This is a genomic window from Pseudomonas sp. FW305-28 (assembly GCF_017351395.1).
Classification (GTDB): domain Bacteria; phylum Pseudomonadota; class Gammaproteobacteria; order Pseudomonadales; family Pseudomonadaceae; genus Aquipseudomonas; species Aquipseudomonas fluorescens_AA.
On record NZ_JACNDD010000007.1, the window covers coordinates 1 to 16167 of the forward strand.

General features: G+C 63.4%; 12 protein-coding genes, 1 tRNA gene and 1 pseudogene. 4 read left to right on the forward strand and 10 right to left on the reverse strand.

Annotation, left to right across the window (positions count from 1 at the left end):
* Positions 1-52: 52 nt before the first annotated feature.
* From J4E53_RS03060 to ptsP, 3 genes are read right to left on the reverse strand one after another with little or no spacing between them, the layout of a single operon-like run.
* Positions 53-1795 (reverse strand): PTS fructose-like transporter subunit IIB, encoded by a 1743-nt coding sequence (locus J4E53_RS03060; protein ID WP_103308372.1) that lies wholly within the window; start codon positions 1793-1795, stop codon positions 53-55.
* Positions 1796-1809: 14 nt separating this feature from the next.
* Complete coding sequence (gene pfkB, locus J4E53_RS03065) at positions 1810-2751, reverse strand: 1-phosphofructokinase (protein ID WP_103308371.1); 942 nt, start codon at positions 2749-2751, stop codon at positions 1810-1812.
* Entirely contained in the window at positions 2751-5615 is a 2865-nt protein-coding gene (gene ptsP / locus J4E53_RS03070; RefSeq protein WP_103308370.1) for a phosphoenolpyruvate--protein phosphotransferase, read from the reverse strand. Before ptsP ends, pfkB begins: the two co-directional genes overlap by 1 nt.
* A 288-nt stretch (positions 5616-5903) precedes the next feature.
* Between ptsP and cra the strand changes: the two genes are divergently transcribed.
* Both cra and J4E53_RS03080 read left to right on the forward strand, forming a co-directional pair.
* Positions 5904-6899, forward strand: a complete 996-nt coding sequence (gene cra, locus J4E53_RS03075; RefSeq protein ID WP_060739206.1) for a catabolite repressor/activator — start codon at positions 5904-5906, stop codon at positions 6897-6899.
* Between the two features lie 20 nt (positions 6900-6919).
* Complete coding sequence (locus tag J4E53_RS03080) at positions 6920-7696, forward strand: TatD family hydrolase (protein WP_103308369.1); 777 nt, start codon at positions 6920-6922, stop codon at positions 7694-7696.
* Positions 7697-7797: 101 nt separating this feature from the next.
* On the opposite strand, the gene J4E53_RS30950 is transcribed toward J4E53_RS03080, so the two are convergent.
* From J4E53_RS30950 to J4E53_RS03100, 5 genes and pseudogenes are all read right to left on the reverse strand, one after another.
* Positions 7798-8727 carry a methyl-accepting chemotaxis protein gene (locus J4E53_RS30950; RefSeq protein WP_409077842.1) on the reverse strand — a complete coding sequence of 310 codons (930 nt, stop codon included), beginning with the start codon at positions 8725-8727 and terminating at the stop codon, positions 7798-7800.
* Positions 8704-9795: pseudogene (locus tag J4E53_RS30955) on the reverse strand (methyl-accepting chemotaxis protein); the annotation flags it as partial. The pseudogene J4E53_RS30955 and the gene J4E53_RS30950, both read right to left, overlap by 24 nt.
* A 335-nt stretch (positions 9796-10130) precedes the next feature.
* Positions 10131-10967: a regulatory signaling modulator protein AmpE gene (gene ampE / locus J4E53_RS03090; RefSeq protein WP_103308367.1), complete on the reverse strand. Its 837-nt coding sequence runs from the start codon at positions 10965-10967 to the stop codon at positions 10131-10133.
* On the reverse strand, positions 10964-11524 hold the full coding sequence (gene ampD / locus J4E53_RS03095; protein WP_060739210.1) for a 1,6-anhydro-N-acetylmuramyl-L-alanine amidase AmpD: 561 nt from the start codon (positions 11522-11524) through the stop codon (positions 10964-10966). Before ampD ends, ampE begins: the two co-directional genes overlap by 4 nt.
* Before the next feature lie 64 nt (positions 11525-11588).
* Positions 11589-13802, reverse strand: a complete 2214-nt coding sequence (locus J4E53_RS03100; RefSeq protein WP_103308366.1) for a DUF1631 domain-containing protein — start codon at positions 13800-13802, stop codon at positions 11589-11591.
* A 223-nt stretch (positions 13803-14025) separates the two neighbouring features.
* Between J4E53_RS03100 and nadC the strand changes: the two genes are divergently transcribed.
* Complete coding sequence (gene nadC, locus J4E53_RS03105; protein WP_060739212.1) at positions 14026-14874, forward strand: carboxylating nicotinate-nucleotide diphosphorylase; 849 nt, start codon at positions 14026-14028, stop codon at positions 14872-14874.
* 38 nt (positions 14875-14912) lie between these two features.
* Here nadC and J4E53_RS03110 read toward each other — a convergent pair whose 3' ends face one another.
* Positions 14913-15218 carry a DUF6388 family protein gene (locus tag J4E53_RS03110; RefSeq protein ID WP_060739213.1) on the reverse strand — a complete coding sequence of 102 codons (306 nt, stop codon included), beginning with the start codon at positions 15216-15218 and terminating at the stop codon, positions 14913-14915.
* 305 nt (positions 15219-15523) lie between these two features.
* Between J4E53_RS03110 and J4E53_RS03115 the strand changes: the two genes are divergently transcribed.
* On the forward strand, positions 15524-16072 hold the full coding sequence (locus tag J4E53_RS03115; RefSeq protein ID WP_060739214.1) for a hypothetical protein: 549 nt from the start codon (positions 15524-15526) through the stop codon (positions 16070-16072).
* A gap of 14 nt (positions 16073-16086) precedes the next feature.
* Here the strand turns inward: J4E53_RS03115 and J4E53_RS03120 are convergent.
* Positions 16087-16159, reverse strand: a tRNA-Thr gene (locus J4E53_RS03120).
* Positions 16160-16167 lie beyond the last annotated feature (8 nt).

Genomic DNA, 16167 nt, shown 5'->3' on the forward strand with positions numbered 1-16167 from the left:
ATCGCGAGCAAGCTCGCTCCCACAGAGGGATTTCATTGCTTCAAAGAAGCGATCAGGCCTTGGCCGGCTCCAACGCCATCTCCACCACCTCAGGCCGCTTGAGCAGCGCGTATGCCACTGCCGTCAGCAGGCTCCCCGCCACGATCGCCAGCAAGTACAACAACGCATGGTTGATGGCGTTGGGGATCAGCATCACGAACAGGCCGCCGTGGGGGGCCATGAGCTTGCAGCCGAAGTACATCGACAGCGCACCGGTCAGCGCACCGCCGGCGATGCTCGCCGGGATCACCCGCAGCGGATCCTTGGCCGCGAACGGGATCGCGCCTTCGGAGATGAAGCACAGTCCCAGCACCAGTGCCGCTTTACCGGCCTCGCGCTCGGTCTGGGCAAATTTGCGTCGGGCGATAAACGTGGCGATGCCCAGGCCAATGGGCGGCACCATGCCGGCAGCCATGGCCGCGGCCATCGGTGCATAACTCTGCGAAGCCAGCAGCCCCACCGAAAACGCATAGGCGGCCTTGTTGATCGGCCCGCCGAGGTCGACGCACATCATCGCCCCCAGCAGCACGCCCAGCAGAATCGCATTGGTGGTGCCCATGCTGTCGAGGAAGTGGGTCAGGGCTTCGAGCATGCCCGCCACCGGTTTGCCGACGATGTAGATCATCACCAGGCCGGTGAACAGGCTCGCCAGCAGCGGGATGATCAGGATCGGCTTGAGCGCTTCCAGGCTCTGGGGCAAACGCGCGTAGCGGCTGATCGCCTTGGCCGCGTAACCGGCCAGGAAACCGGCGATGATCCCGCCAATGAAGCCGGCGCCCAGGGTACTCGCCAGCATCCCGCCGATCATGCCGGGCGCCAGGCCTGGCCGGTCGGCGATGGAATAGGCGATGTAGCCGGCCAGCAACGGCACCATCAACTTGAACGCGGTCTCGCCGCCGATCTGCATCAGCGCGGCCGCCAGGGTTCCAGGCTCCTTGAAGGCCTCGATGCCGAACACGAACGACAAGGCGATCATCAAACCACCGGCCACCACCATCGGCAGCATGAACGACACGCCCGTCAGCAGATGCTTGTAGGCGCCGGTCTTCTCCGACTTGGCCGGGGCGCTCGCGCCGCTCGACGCACTTTCCTGGCGAGCTTCGACCAGCGCTTTGTTCAGCGTCGCTTCGGCCTGTTTCAAGGCGATGCCCGTGCCGCAACGGTAGATCTTCTTGCCGGCAAACCGCTCGGTGGCGACTTCAATGTCGGTCGCCAGCAGCACCACGTCCGCTTCGGCGATGGCCTCGGCGCTCAACGGGTTGCGCGCCCCCACCGAACCCTGGGTTTCCACTTGCAGGTCATAGCCAAGCTTCGTCGCCGCCTGCTGCAAGGCCTCGGCGGCCATGAAGGTGTGGGCAACACCTGTTGGGCATGCGGTGATGGCGACCAGACGCGGGGCACGCTCGGCCGACGCCGCCGGCGCTTGCGCGAACGCGTCTGCCTCGCCCAGAACCTCAGCCTCTACGGCGCCACGACGCAGCACCGCATCAACGTCCTGGAGGGCCAGGGCCGGTGTGCTGCGGAAAACCCGCTTGCCGACGAACCGCGACAGGTCCACCGGGCCGCTGGCGACCAGCAACACCCACTCCGCCGCTTCGAGGGTCGCCGCCGACAACTGGCGTTCCGGATGGGCCGCGTCATGGACCTCGACGCTGGTGCTCCAACCCTGGCGCTGCGCCGCGGCGTCCAGCAGGCGGGCGCACAACACACTGGTAACCATGCCGTTCGGGCAGGCCGTCACAATGGCTAGTTTCATTCTTGCGAACCCTCTTATTGTTCTGTCAGGGGGCGCACGCGCACGCCCTGTTCAAGCGACGCCAGCAACGCGGTGTCGTGGATGCCAAAACCGATCTGCGTGACCGCCATGGCGGCGATGGCCGTGGCAGTGCGCAGTATCTGTTCCGGGGTGTCGGCGCTGAGCAGGCCATGGAGCATGCCCGCCAGCAGCGAGTCCCCGGCGCCCACGGTGCTGGCGACGCTGACCTTGGGCGGCGAGGCATGCAGCGCTGCACCGACACTGAACCAGTTCACGCCATCGGCACCGTGGGAAATCACCACATGCTCGATACCCTGGGCATGCAGGCGCTGCGCCGCTTGCGCCTGAGCTGCTTCGCTCACCACCTCGCACCCCAGCGCATCGGCCAGTTCCTCGGTGTTCGGCTTGATCAGCCACGGCCCCGCCGCCAGGGCAACGCGCAAGGCTTCGCCACTGGTGTCGAGGGCCACGTGCAGGCCGAGTGTCTTCAAGCGTGCGATCAATGCCTGCAACCACTGCGGACTGACGCCCCGGGGCAAGCTGCCCGCCACCACGACCACGTCGTGGCCGGGGGCGATCTGTTCCAGCCGCGCCAGCAAGGCCTGCTGTGCGGCGGCATCGACCACCGGGCCCGGCCCGTTGAGGTCAGTGATGCGACCGTCCTGCTCGGCCAGCTTGATATTGCTGCGGGTCTCGCCGGGGACACGGATAAAGGCGTCGACAAAACCCCGTTGGGCGAACAGCGTCTCGAACACCTGGGCATTGTCTTCACCCAGAAAGCCACTGACCGTCAGCGTATGACCCAGATCGGCCAACACCTGGGCCACGTTCACGCCCTTGCCTGCGGCGTGGGCATGCATGGCGTCGCTGCGGTTGACCTGGCCCGGCTCCAGGCGCGCCAACTCTACCGTGAGGTCGAGCGCCGGGTTGAGGGTCAGGGTTAGAATCTTCGCCATTACAGCGCCTCCACTAATGCGCGCACGTCATCGGCGCTGCCCACGGCCAAGGCCGCTTGGGCCAGGTTTTGTACTTGCGCCAGGCTCAGTTCGCGAACCCGCGCCTTGACCTCGGCAATGCTACGGGCCGAGACACTCAGCTCGTCCACGCCCAGGCCCACCAGCACCGGCACCGCCAGCGGATCGGCCGCCAATTCGCCACACACACCGACCCATTTGCCATGGGCATGGGCGGCGCGCACGGTGATGTCGATCAGTTGCAGCACCGCCGGGTGCAAGCCATCGGCCTGGGCCGAAAGGGTCGGATGCCCCCGGTCGATGGCCAGGGTGTATTGCGTCAGGTCATTGGTGCCGACGCTGAAGAAGTCGACTTCCTTGGCCAGCACGGGCGCGAGCAACGCGGCGGACGGCACTTCGATCATGATCCCCAGTTGCAGATCCGCCACCGGGATTTCCAGGCGCAGACGCTCGGTCATGGCCCGGGCCTGGCGCCACTCATCGACGCTGCCCACCATCGGGAACATGATCCGCAGTGGACGGCTGTCCGCCGAGCGCAGCAAGGCCCGCAATTGCGCTTCCATGACTTGCGGGCGCTGCAAAGTCAGGCGAATGCCCCGCACGCCGAGGAACGGGTTTTCTTCTTTCGCGATCGGCCAGTACGGCAGCGGCTTGTCGCCGCCCACATCGAGGGTACGCACCACCAGCGGCCGCCCGGCCAGGCCATCGAGCACCTTGCGGTATTCGGCTTCCTGGGTCGCTTCGTCCGGCGCCTGGCTGTGGGCCATGAAAATCAGTTCGGTGCGCAACAGGCCAATGCCTTCGGCGCCCTGCTCCACCGCGCTGGCGACGCCGGCGCTTTCACCAATATTGGCGAACACTTCCACGGCATGCCCGTCACGGGTCAGCGCCGGTTCGTGGCGCTGCTCGGCCGCGACCTTGAGACGCTGTTCGCGGGTATCGCGCTCTTCCTTGGCGCGCTGCAACGTAGCGGCGTCAGGGTCGACGTGCAGGCGACCGCGCTGGCCATCCAGCAGCAAGGACGTACCCGGCGCCAGCAACAATACCGCCGCACCAGCGCCCACCAGCGCCGGAATGCCCAGGGCGCGGGCGACGATGGCGCTGTGGGCGGTGGCGCCGCCACGGGCGGTGAGAATCCCCGCCACACGGGTCGGGTCCAGGCGGGCCACGTCGGACGGGCCGACTTCGTCCATCACCAGGATGTAGGGTTGATCGGGCTCGTTAGGGGTTTCGACGCCACACAGTTGCGCCAGCACCCGACGGCCGACGTCTCGCAGATCGGCGGCCCGTTCGGCCAGCAAGGCATCCTGCAAGGCTTCCTGCTCTTTGGCGGCGGCTTCGATCACCCCCATCCACGCCGCTTGCGCACTCTCGCCCAGCTTCAAGCGGGTATCGACTTCGTCGGTCAGTTCCGGGTCGTCGAGCATTTCCTGGTGGGTGATGAAGATTTCGCGGATGGCCTTGGCCTTGGCGCGTTCGATCAGGCCTTGGATATCACTGCGCACCTGGTTCAAGGCGTTCTGCAGGCGCTCGCGCTCGATGGCCGCCGATTCACCGCGCAGCGGATAGTCGATGGCCTGCAATACCTGGATGTGAGCCGGGCCGATGGCGATGCCCGGGGCGGCGGCGACGGCCTGGATCAGGCTGCCGGATTCGGGCGCCAGCATGACGGTCGCGACCTCGGCCATCACGGTTTCCCGTGGTGCACTCGGTGGCGGCAGCGGTTCGACCTCTTCGCCCAGGCCTTCTTCGATGGCGGCCAGCAGTGCCGGCAACGCGTCGTTGGCAATGCTCGGTTCGGCGATGAACTCCAAGACCTGGCCGCGACGGGCGCCCAGGCTCAGCAGTTTGCTCAAGCTCTTGGCCGACACGGCGCTGTCCTGGCCGTCGACAATGCGCACACGGATTTCGCCGTCGAAGCTTTTCGCCAACTGGGCGAGGATCTTCGCCGGGCGTGCATGCAGGCCATGGGCGTTGGCCAGGCCGATGCGCGCGCTGGGCCAGTCGGCGGGCAATTCGCCGCCGAGCACTTCCAACACCTTGCGGCTGCTGGTGGCGCGGCCCAATTCGTGGCCGCGGCCCTCGATCAGCAAGGCACAGAGCCTTTCCAGCAAGGCCTGGTGGGCCTCGCCGAGGCTGGCGAGGCAGAACAGTCCGCTCAGCGGTTGGCCCAGGTAACGGATGGGTTTGTCCGGGGTGACGAACGCCAGGCCCGGGCGCTTGACGGTCTGCTCGCTGTGCAACCACCACAAGCCATCGCCCAGGGGCAGCGCATCGACTTGCTGCAACACACCGGCAAAGCCGTTGCTCACGCAGTCGGCCTGGCGCAACAGGCGGGCACCGCGCCATACCAGTTCTTCAAAATCGTCAGCCGACACACCGAGGCCGATCATCTGGGCATCCAGGGCCAGTTCCTGCGGCGCGCCTTGCAGCAGCTTCAGCAGCGCTTCGGCAGAACCGGCGCGGCGCAAGGCCTGGCCCAGGTCCGTCTCGCCGAGGGCGCGGGTCAGCAGTTGCAGCAGGCGCAGGTGTTCGTCGGACTTGGCGGCGATGCCGATGGCCAGGTAGACAATCTGACCATCGCCCCAGTCCACGCCTTCGGGGAATTGCAGCAGGCGCACGCCGGTGGAGTAGACCAGGTCGCGGGTCTGCGGGGTGCCGTGGGGGATGGCAATACCTTGGCCAAGAAAGGTCGAACCCTGGGCTTCACGGGCCTGCAAGCCAGCGAGGTAACCCTCGGCTACCAGACCATCGGCCACCAGTTTGTCGGCGAGCAGTTGCAGTGCAGCGTCTTTATCCACAGCCGTCTGCGCCATGGATATCTGCTCTAGAGTGAGCTCGAGCATGCTTTCTCCTTTTTGGCGTCCGGTTGGCGCCAGGTATTGTTTTGAATGAATCAGCTTAGCGTTACAGGACGGCTTTTGGCGGTATCGCGGCAGCACGGCCAAAAATCCTGCTAGCCTTGAAAATACGCTTGCTGAAACGTTTAATCTAGAAAGATTGGCACGTTACTCGATAATCTCTCATCGTTGAAGTGCAACTTGTCGTAAGCGCTTGGACGGTAACCGTCAGCTTGAATCGGGTAGGATGGCCCTTATCCTCGGGGCTAACTCGAAAAAACAAGGAAAACCGGGTTGAAACTCAGTGATATTGCTCAATTGGCCGGTGTGTCTGTAACCACCGCCAGCTATGTCATCAATGGCAAGGCCGAACAGCAACGCATCAGCAGCGCCACCGTCGAACGGGTGCGGGCGGTGGTCGAGGAACACGGCTTCACGCCCAACCCCCAGGCCGCCGGGCTGCGCAGCCGGCACACCCGCACCCTGGGCTTCATCCTGCCAGACCTGGAAAACCCCAGTTACGCACGCATCGCCAAGTTGCTGGAACAAGGCGCACGGGCACGGGGCTATCAGTTGCTGATCGCCAGCTCCGACGATGCACCCGACAGTGAACGGCAACTGTTGCAACTGTTCCGCGCCCGGCGCTGCGATGCGCTGATCGTCGCCAGCTGCCTGCCGGCCGGCGACGACAGCTACCAGCAGTTGCAGGCCAAGGGCATACCGATCATCGCCATCGACCGGGTGATGGAACCGGCGCATTTCTGCTCGGTAATCAGCGACGACCGCCAGGCCAGCCTGCACCTGACGCGCAGCCTGCTGGAGACCCACCCTCGGCAAATCGCCTTGATCGGCGCCCGTCCCGAATTGAGCATCAGCCAGGAACGGGCCGCAGGTTTTCGCGAAGCCTTGGCCGGGTTCGAGGGCCAGGTGTTGATCGAGCATGGCGAGTCGTTCAGCCGTGAATGCGGCCGGCAGTTGATGGATGAAATGCTCGCGCGCCTGGGGCATCTGCCTGATGCATTGATCACGACGTCCTATGTGCTGCTGCAAGGGGTGTTCGACGCCCTGCATGATTTCCCGCTCAAGTCGCGGCCATTACGCCTGGGCACGTTTGGTGACACGCAGTTGCTGGATTTCCTGCCGCTGCCGGTCAATGCCATGTCCCAACAACATCAGCTGATCGCCGACAAGGCCCTGGAACTGGCCCTGGCGGCCATCGAAAACGATGACTACCAGCCTGGCGTGCAGGCCATCGCGCGGACGTTCAAGCAGCGGATCCACCAGGGCTGACGTTTTCTCAGGATTGATGCATGGAGTTGATCGACACCCACACCCACCTGGACTTCCCGGACTTTGACGCGGACCGCCCGGCGCTGCTGGCCGAAAGCCGCGCCTTGGGCGTGCGGCAAATGGTGGTGCTGGGCGTGTACCGGGACAACTGGCAGCGGGTCTGGGACCTGGTGCAAAGCGACCCGGACCTGCATGCCGCCCTGGGCCTGCACCCGGTGTACCTCGACCAGCATCGACCCGACGACGTGGCGCTGTTGCGCGACTGGCTGAGCCGCCTGGCCGGGCACCGGCAATTGTGTGCAGTGGGCGAGATCGGCCTGGACTATTACATCGAGACCCTGGACCGTGACCGCCAACAAGCGCTGTTCGAAGCGCAGTTGGAACTGGCCGTGGAGTTCGAACTGCCGGCACTGATCCACGTGCGCCGCAGCCATGCCGCCGTGATCGCGACCCTCAAGCGCATCAGCCCCACCCGGGCGGGGATCATCCATGCCTTCGCCGGCAGTTTTGAAGAGGCCCGCGAATACCTCAAGCTCGGTTTCAAGCTCGGCCTCGGCGGTGCGGCGACCTGGCCTCAGGCCCTGCGCATGCACCGGGTGCTGGCGAAACTGCCGCTGGATGCGGTGGTGCTGGAAACCGACTCACCGGACATGGCCCCGGCGATGTTCCCGGGGCAGCGCAACAGCCCGGCGCACTTGCCGGCGATTTGCGAGGCACTGGCCGGGATCATGGCGGTGACGCCCGAGCGACTGGCCGAGGCCAGCACCGCCAACGCCCGCGATTTGTTCAACTGGTAAAAACCCTGTGGGAGCGAGCTTGCTCGCGATAGCGGTGTATCAGTCGAAAAACAGCTTGCCTGACACTCCGCTATCGCGAGCAAGCTCGCTCCCACAATGGTCTACACCCGAAACGCATTGATCAGTTGCTTGAGCTGCACCACCTGGGCAGACAGCTCACGGCTGGCGTTTTCGGTCTGGTGCGCGCCTTCGGCCGTGCGTTCGCCGGCGCGGTTGATCTCGACGATGTTCTGGTCGATGTCATGGGCCACGGCCGTCTGCTGCTCCACGGCGGCGGCGATCTGCTGGTTCTGGTCGACGATCATGCCGACCGCACCGAGGATATTGTCCAGGGCCTGTTGGACCTGTTCCGATTGACCGACCGTGCCGCTGGCCATCTCATGACTGGTGCCCATCGCCTTGACGGCGGCACCAACACCGCCGTGCAGGCGGGTGATCATCGCTTCGATTTCTTCGGTCGATTGCTGGGTCCGCTTGGCCAGGGTCCGCACTTCATCGGCCACCACCGCAAACCCCCGACCCTGTTCACCGGCACGGGCGGCTTCGATGGCGGCATTGAGGGCCAGCAGATTGGTCTGCTCGGCGATGCTCTTGATCACATCCAGCACGCGGCTGATGGCCTGGCTGTCGGTCGCCAGTTGGTTGATCACCTGCACCGACTGATCGATCTCACTGGCCAAGCGGGCGATGCTGCCCTGCTGCGACTCCACCAGCACGCGCCCGCTGAGGGTCTCGTCGTTCACGCTGTGGGCACTGCTCACGGCAGCGGCGGCACTGCGGGCCACTTCCTGGGCCGTGGCCGACATCTGGTTCATCGCCGTGGCCACCAGTTCGATCTGGCTGCGCTGGCCGGCGACGGCCTGGTTGCTCTGGGCCGATACCGTTTCCACCTGCCCGGCCTGGCGTTCGACTTCCGCGACGGTGCGGCCGACCTGTTCGATCAGGTCATGGATCTTCGCCACCGTACCGTTGAACACTTCACCCAATTCGCCCAGTTCATCCTTGCTGCGCGCCACGAAATTGACCGTCATGTCCCCCGCCGCCACTTTGTCCATCATCTGGCCCAAGTGCTGGAGCGTGGTGCGGGTCGACGCGTAGAAGCCGGCGTACAGGTAAAAAATCAACAGGAACACCGCCACCAGCGCCACGGCTTGCAGCACCATATGGCTACGATTCTGCTCAAGCCGCTGCTGCAACTGCACACCGAGAAAACCCTGGGTCGCTTCGTTCAGCCGATACGTCTGCTCCATCAGGCCGCTGACCTGCTCGAAGAACGCCGGCCACGGTGCATCGAGGGTGTCGGCCATCACCACTTGCTCCTCGATCAGCTCCGACGCTTTCTTGAGGCTGCTCTTGCTACCGTCGGCCTGAGCGCCAAGGGTTTGCCCGGCAGCCACGCTGGAGCCGAGGGCGTCCTGCAGTTTCAGGTCGTACTCGCCCTGGAGCTTTTCGATCTGCGCCAGCAACTCGTCGAAGCGGGTGCTCGATGCCGAATTGAGAAACCCCAGCCCCAACGAGGACGCGCCCAGCGCCCGGCCATCGCCGAGGATCTGGGTGACCTTGGGGGTGGTACCGATGATCAGTTCGCTGAGTTGGCGGATGTCGCTCTGGTTGTCGCGGCTCAGCCCCGCCTGGCTGGCGATGATCTGGCTGAACATCTGGGCGCTGTTGAGCAACTTGCCGATCAGCGCACTTTTGCTCTGCAGGGAGTTTTCCGCCTGCTGGGCCTTGAAAGCAGCGATCATCTCATCGCGCTTGGCCTCGAAGGCACTGACCTGCTCGGGCTCGATGGCCATGGCGGTCATGCCTTGCAGGCGCGTGAGGACCTGTTGTTCCAGGCTGCCGATCTTCGCTTCGACATCACCAGCCTTGCCGGACTGGCCCAGGCTGGCGTTGATCTGCACCAGGTTGTTGAGGGTTTCCAGGTCCCGGCGCAGGGCCAGGCTGCTGCCCAGCAGGTCGAGGCTTTGCAGCTCCACTTGGGTGCCCTGGAATTCCCGATAGGAATCACGCACCAGAAAGAAGTTGGTCACCAGCATGGGTAGCAGGAACAGCACGCTGATCAGGCTGAACTTCATGCCGAAGCTCAGGCGGTTCATCAGCGCGACGGCGGGCCAGAGCAAACTTTTCACAAGGAAGCCTCCCGGTAGTGTTCTTATTGTTATGAGCTCGCGCACGGAGACAGCAGAAAGCCACTATTCGGGCGCTGTCCCTGTATAGCCTAAATCGGCGGGGAGATTTGTAACTTAAGGTTAACGAGCCTGGTCGTGGCTCAATCCCTTGTGGCGAGGGAGCTTGCTCCCGCTGGCCTGCGAAGCGGGCCCCCGAGTGCCTTCAGGAAAATCGCTTGCCCAGGTTTGCGGTTGCTGCGCAACCGAGCGGGAGCAAGCCCCCTCGCCACAAAAGCGCCTGGCCACAACCCTGCTTACGTTGATCAGGCCAACACCGTCCACAACGCAAACCCGGCATACCAGAGCACCGCCGCACGCAGCAGCAATTCCCACAGGCGGTCCAGGCTATTGATGCCATCCGGCCCGGCGACGGGCTTGGGGATTTCGCCAGCCACCAGGCCGACCTTGTCGATGAGATCGGCGGCGCTGATGTTCCAGTTCAACAACTCATGCAGCATGACCCGGCTGACCGCGACAAAATTGCCCACCAGGGCGAAGCTTGCCGCCAGCAACCGCACCGGCACCCAGTCGAAGGCATGGCGCATTTGCGCGGCCCGCTCGGCCACGCCGGGGTTCTGGCTGTGCTCGGCGGCCAGCGCCAGCAGTCGATAGCTCAAGGCCGCGACCGGGCCCAACAGGAAGTACCAGAAAATCACCGCGAAAAAGCTCTGGTAGGCCTGCCACAACAAATGCCCCTGGACCCGCTCCAGCAATTGCTCACCGTCATCGGCCTCAATGTCCAGGTCGCGCTTGGCCACATGGGCTGCCGCTTGCAGGTCCTCCCGACGCCAGGCGTCACGAAACGGCCCGAGGGCAGCCAGCAGATCGCCGCGCCCCAGGCTGTAAATCACCACCAGCAAATGCACCGGCAGCGCCAGCAGACCATAGGCCACTGGCTCCAGCACCCACAAAAGCAGCGCCAGCAGGGCCACCGGCAGCAGGACCATTACCGTCAGCACCAGCCAGGGTCGGTTGACCCACCGTGGGCTCGCCTCGAGCTTGTTCAGCTCGAGCAGCCAACCACCGTCGCGCTGGACCCGCTGGCGCAAGGCCGAGAATTTCTCGATCCAGACGGCCAGCAGCAACACCAGAAAACTCATTGTCCTTCCCCTTCTGTCAGGGCCGCGCGATAGCGCACCCAGTCGAATGCCGGTCCCGGATCGGTCTTGCGCCCCGGTGCGATGTCGCTGTGCCCGCAGATACGCTGCACAGTGATCGCCCTGAACGCCGCTTGCAACTGCCGGGTCAGGTCCACCAATGCGACATATTGCGCGTCGGTGAACGGCAGATCATCCGTGCCCTCAAGCTCGATGCCCAGGGAAAAATCGTTACAGGTCTCGCGCCCCTCGAAGCACGAGACGCCCGCATGCCACGCACGGTCCAGACAAGAGACAAATTGGGTCACGGCGCCGTCACGCTCGATCAGAAAATGCGCAGAAACCCGCAGGTCGGCGATACCGGCAAAGTAGGGATGTTCCGTGACATCCAGACGATTCTGGAAGAATTCCTGCACCTTGCCGGTGGCGAATTGTGCCGGGGGCAGGCTGATGTTGTGGATCACCAGCAGGGAGATTTCGCCCTCGGGGCGCCCATTGAAGTTGGGCGATGGGCAATGACGCACCCCCTCGCACCAACCGCTCGCGGAGTCCAACTGCATACAGGTTCCTTCGGTGACGACGGTGAATGCCGTCAGTATGCCGTGATCGGACCGGACTGCGCGATCACTTGCCGCGATTGAGCTGGCGCAGATTGCCCAGCACCGACTCCAGCGCCCGATCGAACAACAGGGTGTCGTCCAACAGCCGCGCCGCGCCGCGACGAAACTCCAGGGCCAGGCTGGTGCGGCTGTGCTCCAGCACCTTGAGGCCGGTGCGATTGACGAAGACGTATTTGCCCGTGGCCTCGATGATCGCCGCCAGTTTGCAACGCAGGGTATTGTCATCGTCCTCCTGGAACTCGACCCAGCTCCCCAGGTGCAACTGATCGACTTGCAGCAGGCCGACATCATCCGCCGGCAAATGCACCGCCACGCTCTCCACCGCCGTTTTTTGCGGAGGGCGCAGGACGATTTTTTCCAGCACCTCGACCATCGCCGGCGAATCGAACGGCGGGGCCTGTTCCGTTGCCTGGCCCGTGCGTTCGAGCGCCTGCACATGCAGGACTTCCAGCTCACTGAAAAACTCGCTGGTGGCGAACGGGTCGAACGCCGAACGGCTCAGGCCGTCACGCAGGGCCTTGAGCAACTCGGGCACCATTGCCAGCAAACGCAGGCCAGCGTCGGGCTCGTCGTGAGGCTGGACGCTCCAGATCAATTGCTCCAGGGTCAGGACGTCGGCCTGCCACTCGGCGGAATACTTGCCGTGCTTGAAGCAGGTCAGCAGCAACACCTGGCTCCAGGCGTGTTGCACGAACTCCACCACCGATTGCGGCAAGACTTTGCCCAGCATCACCTGGTTCAGCGCCCCTTCGACGCGCTGTCGCGCCAGTTCGGCCTTGGCCCGGCCCTCTTCGGCGTCACGGATACGCTGCTCAAGCAACTCGCTGCGGCGCCGCTCGTCACTGGTGAAGGCCAGGAAATCGGCCAGCAGCTCGGAGAAAATCGCCGGGTCATCGACGAAATCATTCAACAAGCGCTGCACGACTTGTTCGATGCGCAAATACAGGCTGTCGCGCTGATGGTCGTCGCAATCGCCCCAGCCCATGGCAGCGGCGGCGATTTCGTTCAGCAGCCGCCGGGCCGGATGATTGCCGCGGCTGAAGAAGCTCTTGTCCTGCACCGCGACCTTGAGCATCGGGATCTGCAGGCGACCGATCAGGGCCTTGAAGGAGTCCGGGAGGTTATGGTCGTCGAGGATGAATTCGAACATCATCGAGATCAGATTGATCACGTCCTCATCGGCGCCTTCGACCACCCGGGACTTGCCACTCCTGACGCTGACCCGGGTCAACAGTTGTTCGAGCTGGCTACGCAGGTCGAATTCATCCTGCACGGCAGGCGCTGGGACGTACTGCTGCAAATGCGAGAGCAACCGCAGCAGGTCACGGGTCGAGATCGGCTGGGGCGACGCGCTGGCTTCCAGGGTCGGCGCCACACTGCCACGCACTTGCATCAACAGCTTCTGCAAGGCGGTGAACACTTCCTGCACGCTGTCGTCGACCTCGGCATCGCTGGGCTTGGCAGCGATTTCGGCGCTGGGCCTGGGGTTATCCTCGGAACGATCCGACGCCCGGCGCGCCGGGGTCACCTTGAGCTCCGGCAAGATGCCCGTGGCGGCCAGCAACTGATTGGCCTCGGTATAGAGCTGGTCGCACTCGCTGAGCACATAACGCTCGAAGAGCTTGAGCAGGATCAGCTTGACCTTGATGCCCACGCCCAGGTTACGCCCGGCCTGCAGGAACTTCTCGCACAGCAGTGCCGGGCTCAGGGGGTTGTACTGGTTGGCCAGCGGTCGGTCCAACAGCACACCGAGCCGGGCCGTCAGTTGCTCCAGCGACACGCCATCGCGCCTGAGCACCCGAGTGACCATGGCCTCGACCGCCAGATGACGTTCCAGCTCATCGTGGGAGCGCTGGGTCTGGCCGTCCGGCGCCAGGGCGGGCGCCAAGCTGGCGTGGGTCAGGTCGTACTGGGCCAGGCTGACGAAGGTCTCGAAAAACTGCTCGATGAATTCCCGCTCGATGCTTTTGCGCTTCAGGCGCAGGTCCCGCATGGCCTCGAAGTACAGGTTCTGCTCGACGTCGTCGCGCGCCCGGTCGGCCATTTCAAACAAGGTGTCGTCGGCGTTATCGAACAGCCCCTGCAAGCCCAGGCGCAACTGTTGGGCGGCCTTGTCGCGAACCTGAAGCAGAATCACAGGCAGGCGGGCGAGCGGCGAGCGATTCGCCTGATCGGTAGGCACCTTGTGTAAAGGCACTACATTCCCGTCGTTGTGCATCCTGGCCTCCTGAAACGGTTTTCGGCTCGCAACGTCAAAGCTATGACGTCAATCGAAAGGCGGATTATCAGGTAAAACAACCCTGTCGTACCAGCAGACTCTGTGATCCAGCTCGAAATACGGCGCAATAAGTGACCGGGAAAATGAGGAAATGTTGCGAGGACGCGACCAAATGCAGGTTTCGACACCCTATAATCGGGCCACTTTGTTTGTGGAGCCCGTTATGCCGAATCTACGCCTCGCCGATCTGACCGCCGAAATCGAAGCCAACGTGCGCCGTGCGTTGCTTGAAGACATCGGCAGCGGCGACATCACCGCGCAACTGATCCCCGCCGAACGCCTGGCCAAGGCCACCATCATCACCCGCGACGCGGCGATCATCAGCGGCACGGCCTGGGTCGATGCCGTGTTCCGGCAACTGGATCCGCGTGTCGCGGTGCATTGGCAAGTGCACGACGGCGACCGGGTCAGCCCCGATCAGGCGCTGTTCCACCTGGAGGGCCCGGCCCGCTCGCTGCTGACCGGCGAACGCAGCGCCCTGAACTTCCTGCAAATGCTCTCGGGCGTCGCCACGCGGGCCCGTTACCTGGCCGACTTTGTCGCCGGGACCCAGGTCAAGCTGCTGGACACCCGCAAGACCCTGCCCGGCCTGCGCCTGGCCCAGAAGTACGCGGTCACCTGCGGTGGCTGCCATAACCACCGCATCGGCCTGTACGACGCTTTCCTGATCAAGGAAAACCACATCGCCGCCTGCGGCGGGATCGCCCAGGCCATCGCGGCCGCCCACAAGATCGCACCGGGCAAACCGGTGGAAATCGAAGTGGAAAGCCTGGCGGAGTTGAACGAAGCGCTGGCGGCCAACGCCGACATCATCATGCTCGACGAACTGAGCCTGGACGACATGCGTGAGGCTGTGCGCCTCAATGGCGGCAAGGCGAAGCTGGAGGCCAGCGGCGGGATCAACGAAAGCACGTTGCGCCCGATTGCCGAGACCGGGGTGGACTACATCTCGATCGGCGCGATGACCAAGGATGTGAAGGCAGTGGACCTGTCGATGCGCTTGAGCCTCTGACAACGAAAAACGCCAGCCTTGAAAGGCTGGCGTTTTTTTCAGACCACCAGATTGTTCATCTCGCAGTACTCATCCCATTCCACACCCAGCACCTCGGCCGCTTCCTTGTGCAACGCAAGGCGCTGCACCTCGAACTCCTCAGGCGTGCTGGTGTACTTGAGCGTCAACTCCCAGGGTTGCAGCCCCTGGGCTTCAGCCTCGTCCTCGAACGCCCATTGGATCTGGTCCTTTTGATCGTCGGCAGACAAGTCCTTGATCTCTTCCAGCAACTGGGGCGCATCCAGCACGTACTTCTTCAGCGCTTCTTCGTGCCTGGCTTCCTGGGTCAATTCTTTAACAGTCATGGCGTTCTCGTTGATCGGGGGAATGGAAGATGGATCTGGATCATCAAGGATCTCTCTGACGCAAAAAACCGTGTGAAGCCCGGTTTATCTGGCCTTCAGAACCATTCGGGGATCATCTGAAAACTGCTGGGCGATGCACATGCAGGCAACGAATATAGGATGTTTTGCCGACGATTTACACGGTTCTTTACATCTATCCCACAAAAAAACCATGCGCCCGAGAAACCAGGGGAGCTTGGGAACATCTGTCAAAATAACCAGTCATAGCCATGTGCCATGCCGGCACTTCACAAGGAACCCCAGTGATGCGCAGCTTTTCGAAACGCTCGTCGATCCAACTTGTCACCGCGACTTTGCTGCTTGGTAGCCTGACCTTGACTGACGTGACTCAAGCGGCGGTTGAAGTCTCCTCCGATGGGCCGTCTGACAACGATGCCATTCCCGCCCTTCACTATGACCAGTTCGATAAGTACAAGCTCGTCAAGACCGATGTCAGCGCCAGCGTCCTGGAAAGCCTGCCGAAAACCGTGAAAAGTAATGCTGACGAACTGGAAAACCAAAAGCGCACCCTCAGCGAGCAAGCCCGCCAGATCGAAGAACTCAAGCGCAACAGCGGCTCCAGCTCCACCTCCAGCAGCAAGGAGATTGACGAGCTCAAGCGCACCGTCAAGGAACAGGAACGCGACCTGAACGACCTTGGCAAGCAAGTGGAAGAACTCAAGCGCAATAGCGGCTCCAGTTCGAGTTCGAGCAACAGCGAGATTTCGTCCCTGAAACGGGAACTCAGCGATCAGGATCGAGAGATGGACCAGCTCAAACGCACGGTCGAGGAACTGAGCAGGAAGGTGAAATAACGAGGGGGAAATCTTGCCCGAGACAGGAATCGAACCTGCGACCTTCGCGTTACGAGTGCGCTGCTCTACCGACTGAGCTACACGGGCGGTGGCTA

What these genes read in the sequence shown, in the direction of transcription:
- J4E53_RS03060 (WP_103308372.1), bottom strand. Translation starts at nt 1,795, where the DNA reads ATGAAACTAGCCATTGTGACGGCCTGCCCGAACGGCATGGTTACCAGT.
- pfkB (WP_103308371.1), bottom strand. Translation starts at nt 2,751, where the DNA reads ATGGCGAAGATTCTAACCCTGACCCTCAACCCGGCGCTCGACCTCACG.
- ptsP (WP_103308370.1), bottom strand. Translation starts at nt 5,615, where the DNA reads ATGCTCGAGCTCACTCTAGAGCAGATATCCATGGCGCAGACGGCTGTG.
- J4E53_RS03080 (WP_103308369.1), top strand. Translation starts at nt 6,920, where the DNA reads ATGGAGTTGATCGACACCCACACCCACCTGGACTTCCCGGACTTTGAC.
- J4E53_RS30950 (WP_409077842.1), bottom strand. Translation starts at nt 8,727, where the DNA reads ATGACGGTCAATTTCGTGGCGCGCAGCAAGGATGAACTGGGCGAATTG.
- ampE (WP_103308367.1), bottom strand. Translation starts at nt 10,967, where the DNA reads ATGAGTTTTCTGGTGTTGCTGCTGGCCGTCTGGATCGAGAAATTCTCG.
- ampD (WP_060739210.1), bottom strand. Translation starts at nt 11,524, where the DNA reads ATGCAGTTGGACTCCGCGAGCGGTTGGTGCGAGGGGGTGCGTCATTGC.
- J4E53_RS03100 (WP_103308366.1), bottom strand. Translation starts at nt 13,802, where the DNA reads ATGCACAACGACGGGAATGTAGTGCCTTTACACAAGGTGCCTACCGAT.
- nadC (WP_060739212.1), top strand. Translation starts at nt 14,026, where the DNA reads ATGCCGAATCTACGCCTCGCCGATCTGACCGCCGAAATCGAAGCCAAC.
- J4E53_RS03110 (WP_060739213.1), bottom strand. Translation starts at nt 15,218, where the DNA reads ATGACTGTTAAAGAATTGACCCAGGAAGCCAGGCACGAAGAAGCGCTG.
- J4E53_RS03115 (WP_060739214.1), top strand. Translation starts at nt 15,524, where the DNA reads ATGCGCAGCTTTTCGAAACGCTCGTCGATCCAACTTGTCACCGCGACT.